This is a genomic window from Streptomyces pactum (assembly GCF_016031615.1).
Taxonomy (GTDB): domain Bacteria; phylum Actinomycetota; class Actinomycetes; order Streptomycetales; family Streptomycetaceae; genus Streptomyces; species Streptomyces pactus.
In genome coordinates, this window is the sequence record NZ_JACYXC010000002.1 from 172884 (window position 1) to 197890 (window position 25007).

15 protein-coding genes and 3 pseudogenes are annotated in these 25007 nt (G+C 75.6%); 14 read left to right on the top strand and 4 right to left on the bottom strand.

The features are described from left to right. Positions 1-247 precede the first annotated feature (247 nt). The 7 genes and pseudogenes from IHE55_RS29165 to ssuE form a co-directional block, all read left to right on the top strand. Positions 248-1063: pseudogene (locus tag IHE55_RS29165) on the top strand (amino acid ABC transporter permease); the annotation flags it as partial. Positions 1064-1248: 185 nt separating this feature from the next. Next, on the top strand, positions 1249-2013 hold the full coding sequence (locus tag IHE55_RS29170) for an amino acid ABC transporter ATP-binding protein (RefSeq protein ID WP_269671615.1): 765 nt from the start codon (positions 1249-1251) through the stop codon (positions 2011-2013). 171 nt (positions 2014-2184) lie between these two features. Continuing rightward, positions 2185-3183 (top strand): annotated as a pseudogene (locus IHE55_RS29175) (ABC transporter substrate-binding protein); the annotation flags it as partial. 230 nt (positions 3184-3413) lie between these two features. Then, positions 3414-4508: pseudogene (locus IHE55_RS29180) on the top strand (LLM class flavin-dependent oxidoreductase); the annotation flags it as partial. Continuing rightward, positions 4505-5833 (top strand): NtaA/DmoA family FMN-dependent monooxygenase, encoded by a 1329-nt coding sequence (locus IHE55_RS29185; RefSeq protein WP_197992418.1) that lies wholly within the window; start codon positions 4505-4507, stop codon positions 5831-5833. The pseudogene IHE55_RS29180 and the gene IHE55_RS29185, both read left to right, overlap by 4 nt. Beyond that, entirely contained in the window at positions 5830-6987 is a 1158-nt protein-coding gene (locus tag IHE55_RS29190; protein ID WP_197992419.1) for an LLM class flavin-dependent oxidoreductase, read from the top strand. The genes IHE55_RS29185 and IHE55_RS29190 overlap by 4 nt, the downstream gene beginning before the upstream one ends. Positions 6988-7170: 183 nt before the next feature. Further along, on the top strand, positions 7171-7725 hold the full coding sequence (gene ssuE / locus IHE55_RS29195; RefSeq protein ID WP_197992420.1) for an NADPH-dependent FMN reductase: 555 nt from the start codon (positions 7171-7173) through the stop codon (positions 7723-7725). A gap of 216 nt (positions 7726-7941) precedes the next feature. On the opposite strand, the gene htpG is transcribed toward ssuE, so the two are convergent. Next, positions 7942-9861, bottom strand: a complete 1920-nt coding sequence (gene htpG, locus IHE55_RS29200; RefSeq protein ID WP_232267015.1) for a molecular chaperone HtpG — start codon at positions 9859-9861, stop codon at positions 7942-7944. A gap of 532 nt (positions 9862-10393) precedes the next feature. Here htpG and IHE55_RS29205 point away from each other — a divergent pair. Next, the gene (locus tag IHE55_RS29205; protein WP_307826933.1) at positions 10394-12091 is read left to right on the top strand and encodes an MFS transporter; all 1698 of its coding nucleotides are present in this window, start codon (positions 10394-10396) and stop codon (positions 12089-12091) included. On the opposite strand, the gene IHE55_RS29210 is transcribed toward IHE55_RS29205, so the two are convergent. Beyond that, positions 11998-12510 carry a hypothetical protein gene (locus IHE55_RS29210; protein WP_197992423.1) on the bottom strand — a complete coding sequence of 171 codons (513 nt, stop codon included), beginning with the start codon at positions 12508-12510 and terminating at the stop codon, positions 11998-12000. The two genes, IHE55_RS29205 and IHE55_RS29210, sit on opposite strands and share 94 nt — an antisense overlap. A 760-nt stretch (positions 12511-13270) precedes the next feature. On the opposite strand from IHE55_RS29210, the gene IHE55_RS29215 reads away from it, so the two are divergent. Then, positions 13271-17902 (top strand): cation-translocating P-type ATPase, encoded by a 4632-nt coding sequence (locus tag IHE55_RS29215; RefSeq protein WP_197992424.1) that lies wholly within the window; start codon positions 13271-13273, stop codon positions 17900-17902. A gap of 231 nt (positions 17903-18133) precedes the next feature. Further along, positions 18134-19003: an alpha/beta fold hydrolase gene (locus IHE55_RS29220; RefSeq protein WP_197992425.1), complete on the top strand. Its 870-nt coding sequence runs from the start codon at positions 18134-18136 to the stop codon at positions 19001-19003. A gap of 350 nt (positions 19004-19353) precedes the next feature. On the opposite strand, the gene IHE55_RS29225 is transcribed toward IHE55_RS29220, so the two are convergent. After that, a complete protein-coding gene (locus tag IHE55_RS29225; protein WP_197992426.1) occupies positions 19354-20052 on the bottom strand; it encodes an NADPH-dependent F420 reductase in 699 nt (232 codons plus the stop codon). Between the two features lie 375 nt (positions 20053-20427). On the opposite strand from IHE55_RS29225, the gene IHE55_RS29230 reads away from it, so the two are divergent. Then, positions 20428-21480 carry an NADP-dependent oxidoreductase gene (locus tag IHE55_RS29230; RefSeq protein WP_197992427.1) on the top strand — a complete coding sequence of 351 codons (1053 nt, stop codon included), beginning with the start codon at positions 20428-20430 and terminating at the stop codon, positions 21478-21480. A 257-nt stretch (positions 21481-21737) separates the two neighbouring features. Here the strand turns inward: IHE55_RS29230 and IHE55_RS29235 are convergent, their stop codons facing one another. Then, positions 21738-22241: a GNAT family N-acetyltransferase gene (locus IHE55_RS29235; RefSeq protein WP_197992428.1), complete on the bottom strand. Its 504-nt coding sequence runs from the start codon at positions 22239-22241 to the stop codon at positions 21738-21740. Positions 22242-22515: 274 nt separating this feature from the next. On the opposite strand from IHE55_RS29235, the gene IHE55_RS29240 reads away from it, so the two are divergent. From IHE55_RS29240 to IHE55_RS29250, 3 genes are all read left to right on the top strand, one after another. After that, positions 22516-23031 carry a lytic polysaccharide monooxygenase auxiliary activity family 9 protein gene (locus IHE55_RS29240; protein ID WP_197992429.1) on the top strand — a complete coding sequence of 172 codons (516 nt, stop codon included), beginning with the start codon at positions 22516-22518 and terminating at the stop codon, positions 23029-23031. Between the two features lie 206 nt (positions 23032-23237). Next, positions 23238-23771, top strand: a complete 534-nt coding sequence (locus tag IHE55_RS29245; protein ID WP_307826934.1) for a DoxX family protein — start codon at positions 23238-23240, stop codon at positions 23769-23771. 177 nt (positions 23772-23948) lie between these two features. Next, complete coding sequence (locus IHE55_RS29250) at positions 23949-24722, top strand: calcium-binding protein (RefSeq protein WP_197992430.1); 774 nt, start codon at positions 23949-23951, stop codon at positions 24720-24722. Positions 24723-25007 lie beyond the last annotated feature (285 nt).

Below are 25007 nucleotides of genomic sequence, written 5' to 3' on the forward strand. Positions count from 1 at the left end.
CGGACACCCCGCCGGGCCGGACTCGGCATCGGAACACCCCGCCGGGCCGGGCGCGGCAGCCGCTAGCACCGCGGAGCCGGGCGCGGCAGCCGGGAACACCGCGGAGCCGGACCCGGCGCCCGGAGACCCCGCCGGGCCGGACGCGGCGGACGGGCACCCGGAAGACCGGGACCGGAAGGCCACCGGCCCCGCCGGCCGGGACCCGGCGGCCGCACCACCCGCCGAGGGCACGGGCGCACCGACCGCCCTGCGGGTGGTGCCGGTGCGCCACTACGCCCGCTGGGCCGCCGCCGCGGCCGCCCTGGTGCTCACCGCCCAGATCATCCACGGACTGGTCACCAACCCGGTCTGGGAGTGGCACGTCTTCCGCGCCTACTTCCTCTCCGACACCATCGTCGAGGCGGTGGGGGTGACCCTCCAGCTCACCGCCTACGCCACCGTCCTGGGCTTCGCCCTGGGGACCGTGCTCGCCTTCATGCGGCTCTCCCGCAGCCCGGTGCTGCGGACCGTGGCCTGGACCTACATCTGGATCTTCCGCTCCATCCCGATGATCGTGCAGCTGGTCTTCTGGTTCAACCTCGGCGCCCTGTACCGGGAACTCGGCGTCGGTGTCCCGTTCGGACCGGTCCTGTGGTCGGTGAGCACCAACAGCCTCATCGGCACCATGGGCGCCGCCCTCATCGGGCTGACGCTGCACCAGGCCGCCTACGCCGCGGAGATCGTCCGCGGCGGCGTCCTCTCCGTCCACCACGGCCAGCTGGAGGCCGCCGCGGCCCTGGGGATCCCCCGCCGGCGCCAGCTGCGGCGCATCGTCCTGCCCCAGGCCATGCGGGCGATCCTGCCCACCGCCGGGAACGAGATCATCGGGCTGCTCAAGGGCACCTCGGTGGTGTACGTGATGGCGATCGGCGAGCTGTTTTACCAGGTCCAGGTGATCTACGGACGCAACGGCCGGGTGATCCCGCTGCTGCTGGTCGCCACCGCCTGGTACGTGCTGCTGACCACGGTGCTGTCCATCGCCCAGTACTACGTCGAGCGGCGCTTCGCCCGCGGCGCCGACCGCAACCCGCCCCCCACGCCCCTCCAGCGGCTCCGCCGCCTGGCGCGCACCCTGCGCGCCGGCCCGCCGGCCCCCGCCACCCTCGACGAGGGCTTTCCCGAACTCCGCCCGCAGCGCCCCGGCCGCGCCACCGCCACCCGGCGCGCGCGGCCGGCCGGCCCAGCCCGCCCGATCCCCGGGGAGAACCCATGAACGACGTGATGGTGGACCTGCGCGGCGTCCACAAGAGCTACGGCGCGCTGGAGGTCCTGCGCGGCGTGGACCTGACGGTCCGCACCGGCGAGGTCGCGGTCGTCCTCGGCCCGTCCGGCTCCGGAAAGTCCACCCTGCTGCGCACCATCAACCACCTGGAGAAGGTGAACCGCGGCTGGATCAGCATCGACGGCGAGCTGATCGGCTACCGGCGGCACCGGGACAAGCTGTACGAACTCAAGGAGCGCGAGATCCTGCGGCAGCGCACCCACATCGGGTTCGTCTTCCAGGACTTCAACCTCTTCCCGCACCTGACCGTGCTGGAGAACCTGATCGAGGCCCCGGTGGCCGCCCTGCGCCGCCCCCGCAAGGAAGCGGTGGCGACCGCCGGCCGGCTGCTGGAGCGGGTGGGCCTGTCCGACAAGGCCGGCGCCTACCCCCGCCAGCTCTCCGGCGGCCAGCAGCAGCGGGTGGCCATCGCCCGCGCGCTCGCCCTGGAACCCAAGGTGCTGCTCTTCGACGAGCCGACCTCCGCGCTCGACCCGGAACTGGTCGGCGAGGTCCTCGACGTCATCAAGGACCTGGCCCGCAGCGGCACCACCATGATCGTCGTCACCCACGAGATCGGCTTCGCCCGCGAGGTCGCCGACACCGTGGTCTTCATGGACGGCGGCGTGGTGGTGGAGCAGGGCCCGCCGTCGGCCGTGCTGGACAACCCCCGGCACGAACGCACCCGCGCCTTCCTCTCCAAGGTCCTGTGACACCCCCGGCCCCACCCGGCCCGCCTCCCGTGACACCACCGCCCTCCGGCGGCCCGCCGCGCACCCGCCGCCACCAGCCGGCCGGCACCGCCCGGCAGCCGTCCGCACCCACCCGGCGGCAGCCGTCCGCCGCCACCCGCGACCCGTACCCCCATCCGGCAAGGAGTCCCCGTGCCCGCCCTCCGCACCGCCCCCCGTACCGCCCGCACCCGCCGTCACGCCTGGGCGGCCCCGATCCTCGCCGCGGCCTTCCTGCTGACCGCCTGCGGCAACCCCTCGGAGGAGGAGACGGCCCGCACCGGGAACGCCGGGGCGGCCGACGGCACCGGGACGCGGATCAACACCAGCCCCGAGCAGAACCGGATCCGCACCGCCAAGGTCGACGAGATCGCCGCGGCGCTGCCGAAGAGAATCCGCGACCGCGGCACCCTGGAGGTCGCCAACTCCACCGGCAGCGAACCACCCCTGGGCCTGTACGCCACGGACAACAAGACCCACATCGGCGTGGAGGTGGACATCGCCTACCTGCTCGCCGACGTCCTGGGGCTGAAGGTGCACCAGAACACCGTCTCCTGGGAGAACGTCTTCATCGGGCTGGACAGCGGCAAGTACGACGTCGGGGTCAGCAACATCACCGTCACCGAGGAGCGCAAGGACAAGTACGACTTCGCCACCTACCGCAAGGACGACCTCGCCTTCGAGGCGCGGAAGGGCAGCGGCTGGAAGATCAACGGTCCGAAGGACGTGGCGGGCAGGACGGTCGCCGTGGACTCCGGGACCAACCAGGAGAAGCTGCTGGTGGAGTGGAGCAAGGAGGCGGAGAAAGCCGGACTGGACCCGGTGGACATCAAGTACTACCAGGACCAGACCGACACCTACCTCGCGCTGGAGTCCGGCCGCATCGACCTCTACCTCGGCCCCAACCCGACCGCCGCCTACCATGCGGCGACCACCGGGAAGACCGAGGTGGTCGGCACCTCCTCGGGCGCCGGCGCCGACCTCCAGGGCCTGATCGCGGCCACCACCAAGAAGGGCAACGGGCTCGTCGGGCCGCTCGCCGACGCGCTCAACACGGTCATCGACAACGGCACCTACGCCCAGGTCCTCAAGCGCTGGGGGCTCTCCGCGGAGGCCGTCACCCGCTCCGAGATCAACCCGCCCGGCCTGCCCCCGCACCTCCTCCTGACCACCCGCCGCGGGCGCACCGCCCCGGCCGTGCGCCCGCGGCCGCCGGCACCCCCTACCCCCCACCCGCCGACACCCCCCGTACCCCCACCCGCCGGCCGGCCGCGCGGCGTGAACCCTCCGCCGGCCGTCCGCCCCCGACCCCCGCCGCACCGAACCCCCAGGACACGAGGCCATGCCCCCCGAACTCCACCTCGCCGCCGCGCTCGACGCCGCCGGGCACCCGGCCCCGCCAGGCCGGCCCCTCCGCCGCCGGCCGGGCCGACCCGCCGGCCGCCGGCCACTGGACCGCCCTGGCCGCCCTCGCCGAACAGGGCGCGCTGGACTTCGTCACCCTCGACGACTCCCTCGCCCCGCCGCCCGAGGGCCACCCGGGACGGCCCGATGCGGTGGCCGTGCTCGCCCGGGTCGCCCCGGACACCCACCGGATCGGACTCGTCCCCACCGTCACCACCACCCACACCGAGCCGTTCCACGTCTCCTCCGCCCTCGCCACCCTCGACTTCGTCAGCGAGGGCCGGGCCGGCTGGCTGGCCGAGGTCTCCACCACCGAGGCCGAGGCCCGCGCCATCGGGCGCCGCCCGGTGGCGCCCCCGGCCGAACTGTGGGCCGAGGCGGCGGACGCCGCCGAGGTCGCGGCCCGGCTGTGGGACAGCTGGGAGGACGACGCGGAGATCCGCGACGCCGCCACCGGCCGCTTCATCGACCGCGACCGGCTCCACCACATCGACTTCCACGGCCGGTACTTCTCGGTGCGCGGACCGGCCATCGTGCCCCGGCCGCCGCAGGGCCGGCCACCGGTCGCGGTGGTCTGGGACCCGGCCGGGCCACCGGCCCGCCGCACCTTCGCCGCCCGCCACGCGGACATCGTGCTGCTCGCCGCGGACGACCCGGACCGGGCGCGCACCGCCCTGCGCGAACTGCGCGACCGCGCCGCCGCGGCGGGCCGGGAACCCGCACAGCCGCGGGTGCTGCTCCGGGTCGCCATCGCACTCACCGGCCCCGACGGGTCCGGCCACCCGGGCCGGCCCGTCGCCGGCCGCCCCGCCGGCGCCCCGGCGCTGCGCCACACCGGCACCCCGGGCGAACTCGCCGGCCGGCTCGCCGACTGGCGGGAGGCCACCGGCGCCGACGGCTTCCACCTGCTGCCCGCCGACCCCGTCGCCGATCTCGGCGCGGTGGTCCGCCACCTGGTGCCCGCACTGCGCGCACGCGGCCTGTTCCGCACCGGCTACACCGGCCGCACCCTGCGCGACCACCTCGGCCTGCCCCGCCCCGCCAACCGCTACACCACGAAGACGGTCCGATGACACCACAGCACCGCCCCCGCAAACAGGTCCACCTCGCCGCCCACTTCCCCGGGGTGAACAACACCACCGTCTGGACCGACCCGGAGTCCGGCAGCCAGATCGACTTCAGCTCCTTCCGGCACCTGGCGCGCACCGCCGAACGCGGCAGGTTCGACTTCTTCTTCCTCGCCGAGGGGCTGCGGCTGCGCGAGCGCAAGGGCCACATCCACGACCTGGACGTGGTGGGCCGCCCCGAGTCGCTGACGGTCCTCGCCGCCCTCGCCGCCGTCACCGACCACCTCGGCCTGGCCGCGACCGTCAACACCACCTTCAACGAGCCGTACGAACTCGCCCGCCGCTTCGCCACCCTCGACCACCTGTCCGGCGGACGCGCCGCCTGGAACGTCGTCACCAGCTCCGACGCCTTCACCGGCGAGAACTTCCGCCGCGGCGGCTACCTCGACCACGCCGACCGCTACACCCGCGCCGCCGAGTTCGTCCAGCTCGCCCGCGCGCTGTGGGACTCCTGGCCCCCCGCGGAGCCGCCGCGTACCCTCACCCACACCGGACCGCAGTTCGACATCACCGCCCGCAGCACCCTGCCCCGCCCGCCCCAGGGCCACCCGGTGGTCATCCAGGCCGGGGACTCCGACGAGGGCCGCGAGTTCGCCGCCCGGCACGCCGACATCATCTTCAGCCGCCACAGCACCCCGGAGGCCGGCCGCGCCTTCCACGCCGACGTCCGGCGCCGGCTGCGGAAGTACGGCCGCGGCCCGGACGACCTGAAGATCATGCCCGCCGCCGGCTTCGTGCTCGGCGACACCGACGCCGACGCCGAGGAGCGCGCCGTCGCCATCCGCCACCAGCAGGTCGGCCCGCAGACCGCCATCGCCCTGCTGGAGAACGTCTGGGGCCGGGACCTGTCCGGGTACGACCCCGACGGCCCGCTGCCGGACATCGACCCCGTCCCGGACAGCGACGTGGTCCGCGGCTGGGCCCACTCCGGCGACCGGTTCGGCATCGCCTCCCGGTGGCGCGCGGTGGCCGAGGAGAAGAAGCTGTCCATCCGGGAGCTGGCTGTCGAACTCACCGCCCGCCAGGCGTTCGTCGGCTCGCCCGCCACGGTGGCCGCCGCGATCGACGAGGCGGTGCGGACCGATGTCGCCGACGGCTTCATCCTCGTGCCCCACCTCACGCCGGGCGGCCTCGACGACTTCGTGGACCGGGTGGTGCCGCTGCTCCAGGAGCGTGGCGTCTTCCGCACCGAGTACCAGGGCCCCACCCTCCGCCACCACCTGGGCCTGCCCGCGCCGCGACCGCTGCCCGATGAGGAGGTGACGGCATGAGGTTCCAGGTGCTGACCATCGTCGGCCACGCCCCGCACCCGCTCACCGGGGAGCTGGCCCCGGCCGCCGACCGGCTCGCGGAGGTCGTGGATACCGGGGTCGCCGCCGAACAGCTGGGCTTCGACGGCTACGCCGTGGGGGAGCGGCACGCCGGCCCCTTCCTCTCCTCCGCCCCCACCGTGCTGCTGGGCGCGCTCGCCGCCCGGACCAGCCGCATCCGCCTGCTCACCGGCGTCACCGTGGTGGCCGTCCTGGACCCGGTCCGGGTCGCCGAGGACTACGCCACCGTCGACCAGCTCTCCCGCGGCCGCCTGGAACTGGTCATCGGCAAGGGCGCCGAGGCGGGCCACTTCGACCTGTTCGGCCTCGACGAATCCCTCCAGTGGGAGTACCAGGCCGAGAAGTACGAACTGCTGCGCCGGCTGTGGCGGGAGGAGAACGTCAGCTGGACCGGCCGGTTCCGCCCGCCGCTGAAGGACGTCACCACCGTGCCCCGGCCGTACGGCGGCCGGCCGCCGCGCGTCTGGCACGGCTCGGCCACCAGCCTCGCCTCACCGGAGCTGGCCGCCCGCCACGGCGACCCGCTCTTCAGCGCCAACGCCGTCCAGCCCCGCGAGGCGTACGCCCGGCTCATCGCCCACTACCGGGAACGCTTCGAGGCGTACGGGCACGACCTGCGCACCGCGTACGTGGGCGCCGGGTCCGGGGGCCTGTTCATCGCCGACACCACCCGGCAGGCGGTGGCGCTCTTCCGGGACTTCTACGAGGCCCGGGTCCGCCAGAGCCACCGCCCGCACCTGGAGGGCAGACCCGGCTACAACACGCCGTTCCGCACCGTGGAGGAGGCGGTCGAACACGGCCCCCACCTCATCGGCAGCCCGCAGCAGATCATCGACAAGATCCTCGGGTACCACCAGGTCTACCGGCACGACCTGCAGTCCATCACCGTGGACTCCTCCGGCCTGGGCCTGCCGCAGCAGATCGAGCAGCTGCAGCGCTTCGCCGAGGAGATCGCCCCGGCCGTCCGGGCCGCGGCGCCCACCACCCTGTGGCAGGAGGCGCCGGGGGACGACCGCGCCACCGACCTGCCCACCGCCCACCGCACCGCCGACGACCGAACGGCCGAGCGCGCCGGCGACCGCACCGCCGGCTGACCACCGGCGTCCGGACGCCGGGTGCCCGGTGAGGGCCACGCCCGGCCGGGCGCCCCGGCGCCTCCCGGCCCCGTCACCAGCGTCCCCGGCCCCGCTCCGCGCACCGATCCCGTACCGATCCGCGATCCGACCCCGATTCCGTCAGCACCACCACCCCCACCACCGTTCGCCGAAGGGTCCGCCATGGCCACCGTCCTGTCCGTCTCCGGAAGCCCGTCCGCCACCTCCCGCACCGCCCGGCTGCTGCGCCACCTGAGCGCACGGCTGGTGGCGCAGGGGCACGAGGTGATCCCGCTCGACGTCCGTACCCTCCCCGCCGAGGCCCTGCTCGGTGCCGACTTCACCCACCCGGCCATCGAACGGGCCACCGCCCTGTTCGCCCGGGCGGACGGCGTGGTCGTCGGCACCCCGGTGTACAAGGCCGCGTACTCCGGGCTGCTGAAGTCCCTGCTCGACGTGCTCCCGCAGTACGCGCTCGCGGGCAAGACGGTGCTGCCGCTGGCCACCGGCGGGACCACGGCCCATGTGCTCGCCATCGACTACGCCCTGCGGCCGGTGCTCAGCTCCATGGGGGCCGCGCACATCGTGCAGGGCTGGTTCACCCTGGACAAGGACATCGAGACCGGGCCGGACGGCGGGGTGGTCCTGGCCCCCGGCACGGCCGAGGCGCTCGGCCAGGTGACCGACCAGTTCTCGGCCGCTCTGGGGCGGACCACCCAGCTGGCCGCCGCCGGCTGACCGGCCGGCCGCCGGTGCCGCCCGGACGTGCCCCCGGCCCACGACCGCGGACCGGGGCCGCGGGCCCGGGGGCCCGGACGGCGTCCGCACACGACCGCGGGGCGGGACCGGTGTGCCGGCCCCGCCCCGCGTGCCTTTCCCTCCGCGTGCCCCGGCCCCGTCTGTGCCGGCCCGGTGGCCACGGCCACCGGGCACGGCCGCCGGGGCCGGACGGCGCTACAGCGTGCGCTGCAGCCGGTCGGCCAGCAGCGTGATGAAGCGCTGCGGGTCGGTCAGCTCACCGCCCTCGGCGAGCAGCGCCATGCCGTGCAGCAGCTCCGCGGTCTCCGCCAGCGCCTCGGTTTCACCGCCCGACGCGTGGGCCTCGCGCAACCCGGTGACCAGCGGGTGCGTGGGGTTCAGCTCCAGGATGCGCTTGACCTGCGGCATGTCCTGGCCCATCGCCCGGAACATGTTCTCCAGGGCGGGCGTCATGTCGTAGGTGTCACCGACGATGCAGGCGGGCGAGGTGGTCAGCCGGGAGGACAGCCGCACCTCCTTCACCTTCTCGCCCAGCGCCGTCGTCATCCACGACAGCAGGTCGCCGAACTCCTTCTGCAGGCGCTCCCGCTCGGCCTCGACCTCCTTCTTCTCCTCCTCGGTGTCGAGGTCCACCTGTCCCTTGGCGATCGACTGGAACGCCTTGCCGTCGAACTCCGGCACCGAACCGACCCACATCTCGTCGATCGGGTCGGTGAGCAGCAGCACCTCGTACCCCTTGGCCCGGAAGGCCTCCATGTGCGGGGAGTTCTCGATGACGGTGCGCGACTCACCCGTCATGTAGTAGATGTGCTGCTGCCCGTCCTTCATCCGGTCGATGTACTGCCGCAGCGTGACCGGCTTCTCGGCGTCGTGCGTCGAGGCGAACGAGCAGATCTCCAGGATGGCGTCGCGGTTCTCGAAGTCGTCGAGCAGACCCTCCTTCACCGCCCGGCCGAACTGCTTCCAGAACGTCGCGTAGCGCTCGGCGTCGCCGGACATCATGTCCTTCACCGTCGCCAGCAGCTTCTTCACCAGCCGTCGCCGCATCAGCTGGATCTGGCGGTCCTGCTGCAGGGTCTCCCGGGAGACGTTCAGCGACAGGTCCTGCGCGTCCACCACACCCTTGACGAAGCGCAGGTACTCCGGCATGAGGTCTTCGCAGTCGTCCATGATGAAGACGCGCTTGACGTACAGCTGGACGCCGCGCTTGCGCTCCCGCAGGAACAGGTCCGGCGGGGCCACGGACGGGATGAACAGCAGCGCCTGGTACTCGAAGGTGCCCTCCGCCTGCATACGGATGGTTTCGAGCGGGTCGTTCCAGTCGTGGCTGATGTGCTTGTAGAACTCGTGGTATTCGTCGTCGGACACCTCCTCCCGGGAACGCGCCCACAGCGCCTTCATCGAGTTCAGGGTCTCGGCCCCGGGCGCGGAATCCGCGTTCGCGGCGGAGTCCGGGGATTCCCCGCCGTCCCCGGACTTCTCCGCACCGGCGGCCTCCGAGGAATCCGCCGCCTTCTTGCCGGTGGCCATCCGGATGGGCCAGGTGATGAAGTCGGAGTACCGCTTGACGATTTCCCGGATCTTGTGGTCCGAGGTGTAGTCGAAGAGCCGGTCCTCGGCGTCCTCGGGCTTCAGGTGCAGGGTGACCGCGGTGCCCTGCGGGGCGTCCTCGACCGTCTCGATGGTGTACGTGCCCTGGCCGTCGGACTCCCAGCGGGTGCCGCTGGTCTGGGTGGCGTGCCGGGTCACCAGGGTGACCTTGTCGGCCACCATGAAACCGGAGTAGAAACCGACGCCGAACTGGCCGATCAGGTCCTGTGAGGCCGCCGAGTCCTTGGCCTCCTTCAGCTCCTGGAGCAGCTTGGCGGTCCCGGACTTGGCGATGGTCCCGATCAGGTCCACCACCTCCTCGTGCGTCATGCCGATGCCGTTGTCCCGCACGGTGAGCGTCCGCCGGTCGCGGTCGGCCTCGATCGCGATGTGCAGATCGGAGGTGTCCGCCCGCAGTTCGGTGCCGCGCAGCTTTTCCAGCCGCAGTTTGTCCAGGGCGTCGGAGGCGTTGGAGATGAGCTCCCGCAGGAAGACGTCCTTGTTCGAATAGATCGAGTGGATCATCAGTTGGAGGAGCTGACGAGCCTCGACCTGAAACTCGAACGTTTCGGCCTTTGTGCTCACTTTCTTCCTTTCCTGAGGGCATTCGGATGAACTCGTGCCACATGCTGAGGAATTCATCAGCTGAGACCGGCCTGATCAGTATAAAAGGGTGCGGACTTCCCCGTGCTGGGAACGGCTTGAGAGCCACCCGTCACCCGATGGTCCGGTCCGGTCGCACGCGGGGTGAGCCCGGCGGCCGCGTCGGTCGGCGGGCCGCGTCGCCCCGGGCCCGTCCACCCCCGCCGCGCGCGTCCCCGCCGCTCAGGGGCCGGGGCGCACCCTCGGGGGCGGGTGGAAAAAGGTGTGGTCCGGGCCGCCGGCCGCTCGGTACGGTCGCGGCCATGGCAACTGTGGAGGCTCCGGGACGGATAGTTCGAGGTGCGGACGGGGGGACGGGACCGGCCTCGCGCGGCCCGGTCGGCGGACCGGGCCCGGCACCGGTGAACCACAGGCGGCCGAGCGGCTGCGGGGACGAGGGATGAGGAAGGCACCGGTGTCCACCGCTCCCGCGCCCCGCACGGATCGGCGGGCCCGGGCCCTGCTGCTCGTCCTGTGCGGCACGATCTTCCTTGAGGGGAGCGACGTCGCCATGCTGGCCGTCGCCGTTCCCACCATCCGCGCCGACCTCGGCCTGTCCACCGGCACCGCGGCGTGGGTGATGAGTGGCTACGTGCTCGGCTACGCCGGTTTCACCCTGCTCGGCGGCCGCGCCGCCGATCTGCTGGGCAGAAGGCGGATGTTCCTCACCTGGCTCGGAGTCTTCCTGGTCTTCTCCACGGTGGGCGGCTTCGCGACCACGGGGTGGACGCTGGTCGTGGCCCGGTTCGTCACCGGAGTGGCGGCGGCGTTCATGACCCCCGCCGCCCTGTCGATCATCACGACCTCGTACCCGCGGGGGCCGCGGCGCGACAAGGCGCTGCTGGTCTTCGCCGGGGTCGGCGCCGGCGGCTTCTCGCTGGGCCTGGTCATCGGCGGGCTGCTGACCGGGATCGGCTGGCGCTGGGTGTTCTTCGCCCCGGCGTTCCTGGCCGGCGCCATCCTGCTCGCGGCGCTCGCACTGCTGCCGGCCGAGGCCCGCCCCGAGCCGCCACGGCACGGCTACGACCTGGCCGGCGCGGCCTGCGCCGCCGCCGCGATGCTGCTGTTCGCCTACGGCATCGTCCGGCTCGAACACCGTGGCGGCGGATCCGGGGCGGCCCTCGGCGCGTTCGCCGCCGGGTCGGCGCTGGTGGCGGCGTTCATCGCGATCGAACGGCGCGCCACGGCACCGCTCGTCCGGCTGGGGATCTTCCGCCGGGCGGCGATGGTGCGGGCCGATCTCGCCGCGCTGCTCTTCCTGGGGGCGTTCTTCGGCTTCCAGTTCATCGTCACCCTCTACCTGCAGGAGTTGCGCGGCTGGTCCGCGCTGCAGACCGCTGTCGCGCTGATCCCCCTGGGCTGTGACGCCGTGCTGGCCCCCGTCCTCACCCCGCGCCTGGTGAACCGCTACGGCGGCGGCCGGGTGATCTTCGGCGGCTTTCTGCTGGCGGTCGTGGCCTACGGGCTCTTCCTGCCGGTCGGGGCGGGCCGGCCGTACGCGGCGATGTTCCCGGCCCTGATCATCGCGGGCATCGCCTTCGCCCTCGCCTACGGTCCGCTCACCATCGCGGCGACCGACGGCGTGCCGGAGGACGAGCAGGGCCTGGCCGGCGGACTGCTGTACACCTGCACCCAGTTCGGCTCGGCGGTCGGGATCTCCGCGGTGACCGCCGTGTACGGGGTCGCCGCGCCGGGTGCCGGCGGCTCGCCGGGCGCGGTGCTGGACGCCTACCGCACCGCGCTCGTCGTCCCGGTGGCCATGGTGGTGCTGGGGGCGGCGGTCTCCGCCTTCGGCCTGCGCGGATCCGGGGCGGCCGGCGGCCGGCGGCCGGCGGAAGGAGCCTTCGCCCGCGCCGCGCGGCGCCGGCGAAGGCGTGCCGGGGTGAGGTCGACGGCACCCGCCACGACCCGGTCGGCCGCGGGCCACCCCTGTCCGACCGCTCCGCACGAGGCGTACGCCGGACACCGGGCCGGGCGTGGGCCCGACGCCCCCGCCTCGACCGGCGCCCGGAACGAGGGTCAGGCGGGGGCCGGCCCCGGGCCTTCCGCCCGGCCGGTGTCCCGTGGCCCGCGACCGGAGGCGGACCGGCCGTCGCCGCGCAGCACCGCGTAACCGATCCCGATGCCGAACGCCACCGGCCAGTCGAGCACATCGGCCGCGCCGAGGACGCCGAGCCCCAGGTAGAGGGGGAGCCCCTTCTTGGCGGGGAGGACCTGGCGGGCGAGGGCGACCGGGAAGGTCGCCGCGTGCAGCGCGCCGTCCGCCACGGCGCCCAGCGACGGCACCGGTACGGTCACGGTGCGCCGGTCGCCACCCGCGCCGCCGGGACGTCCGTCCCGCGACTTATCCCGCGGCTGTCCGGACGCGTCGGCGGTGCGCGATGCCGGCCGGTCGGTGTCCTTCGTGGCGGGTCCGGGGCCCGGGCCCCGGGCGGCCTGCCCGGGACCGGTGGTGGGGGAGTGGCCGGTGCCCGCCGCCGCCTTCGCGGCGTCCGGGAAGGTGTGCCTGCGCGATGCGTGGGAACTGCCCACGGGTCTCACATCCCCTGTACGGATAGATTCCGGGCATTCCTCCTTCCGAGTGTACCGAGGGGCGTCGGAGGCGTTCCGCACGCGACGGCCGTCCTGGGCAGGCTCCGGCCCGGCCACGGCCCGTCCCGGGGCCGTCCCCGGCCGCCTCCGGCCGGAGGCGGCCGCGCCGAGGCGCACCGCCCGGTGCGGCCGAGCGCGGGACCGCCCCGCGGCGCACCGCCGGTGTAGCCCCGTAGTCCGGGCAGCGGGCTGCCCGGACGCCTGGCGCCCGGGGACGCGGGCCGGTCCAGGCGCGGACGCCGTCCTCGCCCCGGCCACCGCCCGGACCGGCGGGCGCCCGGCGCCCGGGGCACGCCCCGCCGTTCCGGACGGTCCGCCCGCCGGCCCGTGTGCGGTCCGCCCGCCCGGTCCGTCCGCCGCGCGGCCCGCGGCCCGGCGGCGCACCCCCGGCCGGCTGGACCGCCTTCGCCTGAACGTCATCCGGCCGGGCCGCTTCTACCGGCCGCGCCGGGACCGTTCGCCTTTCGGCCGGGCCGCCCTCGGACGGCGGCGCCGAAAGGTCCCGGCCGGGTTCGGTACGTTCCGCACCTGCCCGCCGCCCGGCCGCCCCCGCCGGCCACCGGGGACCGGACCGAGGCCCCCAACCATGGCCACGGGTGGTCGAGGGCGGGTCGCGGCCACCGGCGAGGGACGTCGGCCGGCGGCCATCACCCCACCGGCCGGGTGGTTGAACGCGGCGGCGGTGGTTACCCGCGGTCCCATGTCACCTCTTCCGGGACTGCACCTGTCCGCCCCGGCCGTGCTCGGGCCGGTCGCGTACGGCGTCGCCGCCGGGGTTCGCGGCGCGGCGACCGTGGCCGGCCTGGTCGCCGGGCTGCCCCGGCGCGGGGTGTGGCAGCGCCCGGGCCGCCTCCACATCGAGGTCCGCGGCGTGCACGGGGCCGGCGGGGAACGCGTGGCGCGGCGGGTGGAACGGGCACTGGAGGGCCACCCCGGGGTGGCCTGGGCGCGGGTGAACGCCCCGTCCGAGCGCGCGGTGGTGGCCCTCACCTCACCGCCGCCCGCCACCGGCGACCTGCTCGCGCTGGTGGAGCGCGCCGAGGCCGAGGCCGAGGGCGTCCCGGCCACCGAGGACTTCGACGCCTGGTGCCCCGAACCGGACCACCCCGGCGACGGCCCGCCGGCGCGCAGGACCGTCTCGGTGCTGGCCGCGGACACCGCGGGCCTGGCCATCACCGTGGTCACCCGCCTCGCCCCCTGGCTGAAGCTGCCCGCCGAGGTGGCGGCGGTGACCTCCGCCCTGGAGCGCCACCCCCGGCTGCGCCGGCTGGCCGGCACCGCGCCGGACGGCACCGACCGGGCCGAGACCGTCCTGCCGCTGGTCGGCGCGCTGGCCCAGGGGGTGGCCACCCGCGGCGGCGGCCTCGCCCTGGACCTGGTGCAGCGGGTGGCCCAGTGGCGGGAGGCGACCGCGGAACGGCGGACCTGGGCGGAGCGGGAACCGGACCTGGTGCGCGGTCCCGCGGACGCCGCCGCCGACCCGATCGTGGTGGAGCGGCCCGGACCGCCGCCGACGGACGGCGCCGCCCGCTACGCCGAGCGGTCGATGGCCGTCTCCGCCGCCGTGGGAGCGGCCGCCGCGCCGCTCCTGGGCCCCCGCAAGGGCCTGGCCGTCGCCCTCGCCGGCGTACCGAAGGCGCACCACGGGGGACGGGAGGGCTTCGCCACCACCCTGGGCCGGGCGCTGGCGCTGCGCGGCGTGGTGGCCATGGACCGCGGCGCGCTGCGCCGCCTGGGCCAGGTGGACACCGTGGTGCTGGACGAGGCGGCGCTGCGCACCGACCGGTACGAGCCGGTCGATCTGGAACCGGTCGGCGACGTCGACGAGGAACGGACCGCCGAGCGGCTGTTCGCGCTCTTCGACCCGGACGACCCCCTGCGCCCGCAGCGGGCGGACGGCTGGACGCTGGCACCCCTGGACGGGTCGCGGCCGGGCGGCCCAGGCCGGCGGGCGGCGGAAGCGCTGCGGCGCCGGGGCAGCGAGCGGGAACTGGGACTGGCCCGTGACGGCCGCCTCCAGGCGGTCGCCGGCCTCGCCGCCCGCACCGCCCCGGGCGGCGAGGCGGTCGCCGCCGCGGCACGCCGGGCCGGCGCCCGGGTGGTGGTCGCGGGTGACGCCGGCCACGGATTCTCCTTCGCCGACGCGGCCGTCCCGGCCGGCGGCCGGCTGGTGGCGTCGGTACGCGGGCTCCAGGCCGACGGCGCGGTCGTGCTGCTGGTCTCCGGCAACCGCCGGGCGCTGGGCGCGGCCGACTGCGGCGTCGGCGTCCACCGCCCCGGGGAACCGCCGCCGTGGGGCGCGCACCTGCTGGTCGGCTCGGACCTGGAGGCGGCCGGGCTGATCGTGGACGCGGTGGGGGCGGCCGCCGGGGTGGACCGGGAGAGCGCCTTCCTGGCCGCCGGCGGCAGCGGTGTGGGAGCGGTCGCCGCCACCCAGGCCCCGGCCCGGCAGGCGTGCGCCCGCGGCGCCGCGATGGGTACCGCGGCCGGTTCCGTCGCCTTCTGCCTGGGGCACTGGCGGGCCCGGCAGCTGCTGGCCCGCCCGCTGGCACCGCCGGTCGTCACCGTCCCCTGGCACCTGATGCCGGTGCCGCGGGTGCTGGAGCGGCTGGGCACCGGCGAGGACGGGCTGTCCCCGCAGGAGGCGGCGGCGCGCGCCGGCTCCCCGGCGGCCACCGGTGAGCGGACCCGGCCCACCACCGTGCCCGCGGCGTTCGTCGAGGAGCTGGCCAACCCGCTCACCCCGGTGCTGGCGGCCGGCGCGGCGCTGGCCGCCGCGGTCGGCTCGCGCACCGACGCGGCCCTGGTGGCCGCGATCACCGGCACCTCCGCGCTCGTCGGCGGCGTCCAGCGGGTACGGACCGAACGCGCGCTGGCCGAGCTGTTCGAGCGTTCCGCGATCGGCGCGCGGGTACGGCGCGACGGCACCGAACGGCTGGTCACCGCCGGCGACCTGGTGCAGGGCGACGTCATCGTGCTGCGCCCCGAGGACGTGGTGCCCGCGGACTGCCGGGTGCTGCGGGCCGAGGGCCTGGAGGTGGACGAGTCGTCCCTGACCGGCGAGTCGCTGCCGGTCGCCAAGGGCCCGGAACCGGTGGTCGCCCCGGAACTCTCCCGCCGCCGCTCCATGCTCTACGAGGGCACCACGGTCTCCGCGGGCCGGGGCCTGGCGGTGGTCGTGGCCACCGGCTCCGCCACCGAGGTGGGCCGCAGCCTCGCCACCGCCCGCCAGGCCGGCCCGGCCACCGGGGTGGAGGCCCGGCTGACCTCGCTGACCCGGACCAGCCTGCCGGTCGCCGCGGCCTCGGCCGCCGCCGTGGTCGGCGCCGGCTTCCTGCACCGCCGGCCGCTCGCCGACACCCTCTCCTCGGCGGTCAACCTCGCCGTGGCCTCCGTCCCCGAGGGGCTGCCCTTCCTGGTCAACGCGGCGCAACTGGCCGCCGCCCGGCGGCTGGCGGACCTCGGCGCGCTGGTCCGCAACCCCCGCACCATCGAGGCGCTCGGCCGCTCCGACGTGCTCTGCTTCGACAAGACCGGCACCCTCACCGAGGGGGAGCTGCGGCTGGCCACGGTCGCCGACACCGACGGCGCGCTGCCCGCCGACGCGCTGGACACCCGGCGCAAGGCGGTCCTCGCCGCCGCACTGCGCGCCACCCCGCCCGCCCGCCAGTCCGAACCGATGGCCCACCAGACGGACCGGGCCGTGCTCACCGGCGCCCGCCGCGCCCGGGTGCCGGTCCGCCAGGGGGCGCCCCGCTGGCAGCGCACCGGCTCGCTGCCCTTCGAACCGTCCCGGGCGTACCACGCCACCGCCGGCCGGACCTCCCGCGGGCCGCTGCTGAGCGTCAAGGGCGCGCCCGAGAACGTCCTGGAGCGCTGCCGGTACCGGCGCGGACCGGACGCCGCGGACACCCCGCTGGAGGAGTCCGGGACACGGGAGCTGACCGCCCGCGCCGAGGAACTCGCCGGCGCCGGCCGCCGGGTGCTGGCGGTGGCCGAACGCGCCCTGGCCCCGGACGAGGACCTCACCGACGACGCCGTGCGCGACCTGGTCTTCCTCGGCTTCCTCACCCTGGCGGACCCGGTCCGCACCAGCGCCGCACCGGCCACCGCCCGGCTGCACCGGGCCGGGGTGCAGACCGTGATGCTCACCGGCGACCACCCGGCCACCGCCGAGGCCATCGCCGCCACCGTCGGCGACGCGGCCGAGCGGACGGTGTGCACCGGCCCGGAGCTGGACGGGCTGGACGACACGGAGCTGGACGCGCTGCTGCCGACGGTGGACGTCATCGCCCGGTGCAGCCCGCGCCACAAGTCCCGGATCGTCCAGGCGTACCAGCGGATGGGCCGGGTGGTGGCGATGACCGGCGACGGGGCCAACGACGCCGCCGCCATCCGGCTCGCCGACGTGGGGATCGCGCTGGGCCGGCGCGGCACCCCCGCCGCCACGGCCGCCGCCGACCTGGTGGTGAGCGACGACCGGCTGGAGACGATCGTGGCGGCCCTGCTGGAGGGCCGGGCGATGTGGGCGTCGGTCCGGGCCGCGCTGGCCGTCCTGGTCGGCGGCAACCTCGGCGAGGTGGCCTTCGGCGTGGTGACCGCGGCGTTCACCGGTGGCACGCCGCTGAACGCCCGTCAGATCATGCTGGTGAACCTCCTCACCGACCTCGCCCCCTCGCTGGCCATCGCCGCCCGGGAACCGGGGGAACAGGCCGGTGAGCGGCTGCTGCGGGAGGGGCCGCACCGCTCGCTGGGCACCGCGCTCACCGGGGAGATGCTGCTGCGCGGCGCGGTCACCGCCTGCGGTGCCGGAGCGGCCTGGGGCGCGGCCCGGCTGACCGGCGGGCGGCGGCGGGCCGGGACGGTGGCGCTCGCCGCCCTGGTGGGGACGCAGCTGGCGCAGACCCTGACCACGGGGGGCACCGACCGCAAGGTGCTCGCCGCGGGCGTCGGTTCGGCCGCCGTGCTCGCCGCGGTCATCCAGACCCCGGGGGTCAGCCGGTTCTTCGGGTGCACCCCGCTCGGCCCGGTCGCCTGGGGCATCACCCTGGCCGCGGTCGCCTCGGCCACCGCGCTGGGCCTGCTCGCCGCGCCCGTCCTGCGCCACCGGACCCGCGCCGCGGACCACGGTGCGGAACGGGACGCGGAACAGGACACGGAGCAGGGCGCGGGGGAGGGCCGGCCGGCCGACGGGGACCGTACCGCCGGCACCCCGCCGGACGGCACCCCCACCGCGGAGGGCCGGGAGCGGCGCGGGGAGGGCCGGGGCCACGGCGGCGCGGAAGGGGAACGGCCCGGGCCCCCGGAGGACGGCCCCGGCGCCGGCCCCTGACCGGACGTCAGCGGTCCGTCGTCACCCGGGCCCGCTCCCGTCCGGCACGCCGGACGGTGGTGTGTACCGCACCCGCGGGGGCAGGAGGAAGGCCGGGCCGGCCCGGCACCCGGCACGGTGACGGCCGGTGCCCTCGGACCGGCCCGGTGGCTCCCGGGCGAAGGGGCTCGTCCCGTCCCGGGCCGACGGGTGCCGCGGGCGGTGTACCGACGAGGGCGGGAGGTCCGGGGCGTGTTCGAAGGATTCGAGACCGGGCGGGTGCGGCTCGACGAGGCGACGATCGCCGTTCGCCACGGCGGGGAGGGACCACCGGTGGTGCTGCTGCACGGTCACCCCCGGACCTCCGCGACCTGGCACCGCGTCGCCCCGCTTCTCGTCCGGCGCGGTTTCACCGTGGTCTGCCCCGACCTCCGGGGGTACGGGCGGTCCACCGGCCCGGCGCCCACCGCCGACCACGCCGGGTACTCCAAACGGGCCGTCGCCGGTGACGTGGTCGAGGTGATGCGCTCCCTGGGCCATACCCGGTTCGCGCTCGCCGGGCACGACCGCGGCGGCGCCGTCGCGCTCCGCCTGGCGCTCGACCATCCCGGCGCGGTCTCGCGGGTGGCGCTGATCGACTGCCTGCCCGTCAGCGAACACCTGTCCCGCATCACGGCCGAGTTCGCCACGCAGTGGTGGCACTGGTTCTTCTTCGCCCAGCCGGACATCCCCGAGCGGGTCATCAACGCCGATCCGGACAGCTGGTACCGCGGCGATCCCCGGAGCATGGGCCGGGAGAACCACGACGAGTGGCGTGCGGCCACGCGGAACCCCGACGTGGTCCGGGCGATGCTGGAGGACTACCGGGCGGGCCTCACCCTCGACCGGCGGCACGAGGAGGAGGACCGCGCCGCCGGGACACGGATCCGGTGCCCGGCCCTGATCCTCTGGTCGCTCCGGGACGACCTGGAGGACCTGTACGGGAACCCGGTGGAGATCTGGCGGCGGTGGGCCACGGACGTCCGCGGCCACGGCATCGACGCCGGGCACCACGTGGCCGAGGAGGCGCCGGAGGCGCTCGCCTCGTCCCTCGGGGACTTCTTCGCCGGGCGGCACGGGTGAGGGACTCCCCGGCCGTCTCCGTCGCGGCGCGCGGGGCGCCCCGGCGGGCCGCACGGTCGGCGGACGGCACGTGCGGGTGCGGGCCCGTGCGGTCCGCCGGCCCCGGGCCGTCCCCCAGCCGGTGCGCGGGCGCCGGCGGGGTCGGGAGCGGACCGGTGCCGGACTCGGCGACCGCGCTGCCGGGCGGCGGTACCGGCACGGCCGGGACCGGGTCCCGGCGGCGGGGCGGGACCCGGACGGTACGGCCCCCGGCAGAGGGATGCTCCCCGACCGGGCGGGGCCCCGGGTGCGGCGCGGCCCGGACGGGATGCGGTCGGTGCGGCCGGGCCCGGCGCCCGGTGCCCGGCGTGTTATGCGCGGAACGCCGCCGGCCGCTCCGGCGACGCGGCGGCCAGCGCCTCGGTGACCTCCCGCACACCGGCCCGCAGGCCGTAGACGGGGGTGTCGGGCTGCTGGCGCCAGGATTCGTCGAGGCCACCGGCGTCCACCGTGTCGAAGCCCAGCTCGTCGATGAGCGAGCGGACCACCTGCTTGGCGGCCTCGTCGTCACCGGCCACCGGGAGCGCGAGGCGCTCCGGGTGGCCCTGCGGACGCGGCTTGTCCAGCAGGTCCTGGGCGTAGGTGCCGTTGAACGCCTTGACGACGGGGTGCCCCAGGTGCCGCTCGGTCCAGCGGCTCTCCGGCAGGCCGTCCTCGATCTCCGCGATCCGCCCGTCCCGCTCCTTGGGGTAGTAGTTGTTGGTGTCGATGACCACGACATCCGCCGCGGCACCGTCGAACAGCCCGGACGGCAGGTCGGGGACGTTCTTCAGCGGGATGGTGACCACCACCACCTCGGCGTCCTTCGCCGCCTCGGTCACCGTGACCGGGGTGGCACCGGTCTCCTCGGCCAGGTCGGTCAGGGTGTGCGGGCCGCGCGAGTTGGCGACGGACACCTTGTGCCCCAGGGCGGTCAGACGCCGCGTGAGGTTGCCGCCGATGTTGCCCGCGCCGATGATGCCGATCCTCATGGAGTGTCCTTCCGGAAAGCTCGGATGTCTGCCGGCCATGGGGCGAGTCCACCCCGACCTCGTGATCGGCAACCGGTCCGGCACGCCCTTTGTTCCCCGCCGCGCCCTCCGTCGTCCGGCCCGCCGGAACCATGTTCGGGCTCTCCCGGTGACGTATGCGGGCCACCCGCCGGATGGCGTACGGCTCCCCGCCGGGTCCCTCCCCGGGTGTCCTGCCGGCTCTCCCGGACCCGGCGGGGATACCGTCTCAGCGTCCCGCCCGGCCCCGCCGGTGCCTGCCACCCGTCCGCGCCCGCCACCGACCGCCCCCACCCGCGCCGTCCGCCCGTGCCCGCCGCCCACCCGCCCGCGCCCGCACCCGCCCGATGAGATCCGGACCATCGCTTCGCCGCACGCCCACCACCGGGAGCAGCCATGCCCGTCCCCAGCCGTGAGTGGCACCTCGTCGCCTGTCCGGTCGGGGAGCCGGCGCCCTCCGACTTCGCCCTGGTGACCACGGCCGTGCCGGACCCGGGTCCCGGTCAGGTCCTGGTGCGCAACGACCACCTCTCCGTCGACCCGGCGATGCGCGGCCGGATGAGCCCGGACGTGCCCGGGGTGCGCCCGTTCGAGCTGGGCCGGGCGATGGAGGGCCGGGCCGTGGGCACGGTCGTCGCCTCCCGGTGCCGGCAGGTGCCCGCCGGCACCACCGTCGTCCACCGCCTCGGCTGGCGTGAGTACGCGCTGCTGGAGGCCGCGGACGTCCGGGCCGTGGACACCCGGGTGGCCCCCGCCCCGGCCTGGCTGGGGGTGCTGGGCACCCCCGGCCTCACCGCCTGGGCGGGGCTGACCGAGATCGCCCCGGTGCGCCCGGGGGACGTCGTCCTGGTCTCCGCCGCGGCGGGCGCCGTCGGGTCGGTGGCGGGACAGCTCGCCCGGCGACTGGGCGCCGGCACGGTCATCGGGTCGGCCGGCGGCCCGTGGAAGGCCCGGCGCCTCGTCGAGCGGTACCGGTTCGACGCCGCGATCGACCACCGGGCCGGCGACCTGGCCGGCCGGCTCGCCGAGGCCGCGCCGGAGGGGGTGGACGTCTACTTCGACAACGTGGGCGGGGACCACCTGGAGGCCGCGCTCGCCGCGATGAACCCCGGTGGCCGCATCGCGCTGTGCGGCGCGATCTCCGTCTACAACGCCACCGAGCCGCCGCCGGGGCCGAGCAACCTGCCGCTGGCCATCACCAAGCGCCTCACGCTGCGCGGCATGCACGTCGGTGACCACGAGCACCTCGCCGCCGATTACGTCCGCCGGGCCGCCGACTGGCTCCGGGACGGCACCCTCATCGCCGACGAGACGGTCACCGACGGCATCGGCGGTGCGGTGGACGCCTTCCTCGCCATGATGCGCGGCGACACCGTCGGGAAGACCCTGGTCCGCCTCGCCGGGGGGCCGTCCGGCCCCCGGACTCCGGGCGCCGCTTCCGCCGGGTGACGGCGGATCAGGCCCGCGGTGCCGGCCCGGGCCGCCGGATGGCCCGGCAGCCCGCGGCCCTGGCCGGATCCCCGCCGCCGGCCCGGCCAGAGGCCCGCCCCGCACTCTGTCACGGCCCGAGGCCCGGCCCGCCTCGTGTCACGGGCCCGGGGGGAGCGGGCTCGGGCGCCATAACCGAGGGGCGGCGGGCTCCCGCGTCACGGCCGACCCCGGAGCGGGCTCTCCCGGCACGGCCCGAGGGGCCGCCGGCTCCCGCGTCAGGGCAACGAACGGGTGAGCCAGACCACTTCACCGTTCTCCTCCATGGACACGTGGTCGCGTTCGAAACCGAGCTTCTCCAGGACCCGGAGCGACGGTGTGTTCCACGAACCGACGGTCGACCAGAGCCGTTTCCGGCCGGTCGCGGCAGCGGCTCCGAGCACCGCGCCGGCCGCCTCGGTGGCGTAGCCCCGCCCGTGCGCACGACGGAACAACTCGTAGGCGATCTCGGGCTCCTCCAGGGTGGCACGGCCGATGATCAGTCCGCAGTAGCCGATGAAGTCGCCCTCGGCACGGCGCTGGATGGGCAGCAGGGCGATCCCCGTGGTCGCCGTCGCGGCCAGCAGCTCCTCGATGGACGACCGGATGCGCTCGACCTCAGGGGTCCCGTTACCGCGTTCGGAGAGGAGGGCGCTGAACTCGGCGGCGTCCGACACGTCCCACGGCCGCAATATCAGACGCTCGGTCTCCAGGTGGAACGGCATGGTCTCATACGTGGTCATGCCCCCGACTCTGCCCGACCGCCCGGCACGGGTCACCACCGGAGTGCCGGGCGTTCGGTCCCGGGACGCCGGTGACACGAGGGGCTGCCGGGGCCGGGCCCGCACCGGCGGCCGGACACAACAGCCTTGTCCTGGCACTGGTTTGGTCTAGACCAAGGCGGGTACGCTTCCCTCGCTGCCCGTGGTCGTCCCCAGGGTCATGGAGCAGCTGCTTGTCATGCCCATGGCTGACTGCCATCGGGTGGACGTGCACGACCCCCACACAGGAGTTGTCATGAAGAACAAGAAGATGCTGGCCGCGGCCATCGGCGCGGGGATCGCCCCGCTCCTGGCCGTGACCCTGCCGGCCGGCAGCGCGAACGCGCACGGCTACATTTCCTCTCCCCCGAGCCGGCAGGCCCAGTGCGCCGCCGGCCTGGTCTCCTGCGGTGAGATCAAGTACGAGCCGCAGAGCGTCGAGGGCCCCAAGGGCCTGATGAGCTGCAGCGGGGGCAACGCCCGCTTCGCGGACCTCGACAACGACGCCAAGGGGTGGAAGGTCACCCCGGTCAGCCGCACGACCAGCTTCAACTGGCGGCTGACGGCACGTCACGCCACCAGCACCTGGCAGTACTACGCGGGTGGCCGGAAGATCGCCGAGTTCAACGACGGTGGCGCCCGGCCGGGTGCCACCGTCACCCACCAGGTGAACTTCGGCAGCCTGACCGGCAAGCAGAAGGTCCTGGCGGTGTGGAACATCGCCGACACCGCCAACGCCTTCTACGCCTGCGTGGACGTGAACGTGAGCTGACGCGGTGCCGCACCACCCGGTCCGCCGGATGGTGCGGTCTGCCGGGACGGACCGGCCCTGTCACGGCCGGCCGGTGTCCCGGTGCCCGGGGCGGGCGTTACGCCGCCCGCCCCGGGCACCGGGCACCTCCTTCCTCTCCCGGCCGCCCGGCGGCCGGGAGCCTTCGGACGACCGCGTGCGAGCACGTGCGGAAGGGTGGGTACGGCGTGGAGAGAGTTGGTGAACGAAGCCTGAGCCTCCCCGGGGGGCTCGCCCCGGAAGGAACCGGGGACGACGGGCGGGACACCCGGGGCACCCGGACGGCCCGGTCGATGGCCGGCCGGGTCCAGCGGCGCGGCCCGTGGCTGCTCAGGGTGTGCGTGGGCACGGTGTTCCTCTGGTTCGGCGTCCTCAAGTTCTTCCCCGCGTCCAGCCCCGCGGAGGGGGTCGCCGTCCGGGCCGCGACGAAGGTCACCTTCGGACTGCTGCCGTCGGACGTGCTGCTGTGGGCCCTGGCGGCGGCCGAGACGGCCATCGGCCTCGGCCTCGTCACCGGAGTGCTGCTCCGGGTGGCCCTGGTGGGGTTCTTCGCCCACATGGCCGGCGTCTTCTCCGCGCTCCTGCTGCTCTCCGGGGAGATGTGGCAGGGGGACGTGCCGGTCCCGACCATGGAGGGCCAGTACATCATCAAGAACGTCGTCCTGGTCGCGGCCTGTCTCGTGGTGGCGGCCGACGAGTGGGGCCGGCCCGCCCCACCGTGAGGACGTCCGGGACACCGGAGCGCACCGGCCGCGGCACGGTGGCCCCTCCCGGAGCCTTGCACGATCCGCCCCGCTCACCCGGGGCGCCCCGAGCACGTTGCTGTCAGGACCGCCCGCCGCGCCCCGGCACTTCCCGCCGGCAGGCCGGCCCACCGGTCGCCATCGAGATGAGGAACCATGAACCGACACGGAGTCACCGCCCGCGCGGTCGCCGTGACCCTGCTCGCCACCGGTCTCGCCGCCGCCCCGGCGGTCGCCGCCCCCGCGGCCGACGGGGCCAAGGCCCGCGTCGGCGCCGACTGGGCGACTCGGTCGATCGTCTTCACCGCCGCCGCGGGCCAGGCCAACGACCTCCATGTGATCCCCATGGAGGTCGGCGACGAGGTCCGGCGGATCGGCTTCCGCGACGCGGTCCCGCTCGACCCCGGTGACCACTGCGCCTACCTCGAACCCGGGGACGAGACCTTCGTCGTCTGTGAACTGCCCACCGGCGGCCACCGGCCGGACCGGATCGACATCTTCCTCGGCGACCGCGACGACGAGATCGTCACCAGCGACCCCGGGGTCGCCACCGTCCGCGGCGGCACCGGCGACGACACACTGCACGCCCACACCGCGCACACCGTGCGGGGCGACGCGGGGGACGACATGGTCATGGGGCGGGCGGTCCTGGACGGCGGCGACGGCGCCGACCACCTGATGGGCGACGACAGCGGGCAGCGGATCTGGGGCGGCCGGGGCGACGACATGATCGAGGCGTACGAGGGCGCGGACCTCGTCCACGGCGGCCCGGGCGACGACCACGCCATGGGCGGGGACGGGAACGACACCGTCCTGGGCGGTCCCGGCGACGACGCACTGTACGGCGAGGGCGGCGACGACCTGATCGGCGGCGGGCCGGGGAAGGACACCGTCGAAGGAGGCCCGGGCCGCGACATCGTCCTCCGGTAGGGGCGGACCGCCCGGGGACGGACCGCACGGATCGGGCGCCGTTCCGCCGGGGGGCCGGGACGGCGTACGTGCCCCCGGCCCTGGCGGCCCCCGGCGCCCCGCCTCGCCGCCCCCGCCGTGCCACCGGCCGAGCGTGCCCCGGGCGGTGGCACGCCCGCCACCTGGCCCGTACCGTGGGCGGTCCGTGTTCCTCGTGTCCGGCGTCCCCGTACCCGGCGGCGCCGGACACCGGGGCGCGCTACCGGCCCGGAGACCGGGCGAGGGCGCCGGGGCAGGCGCCGGCCT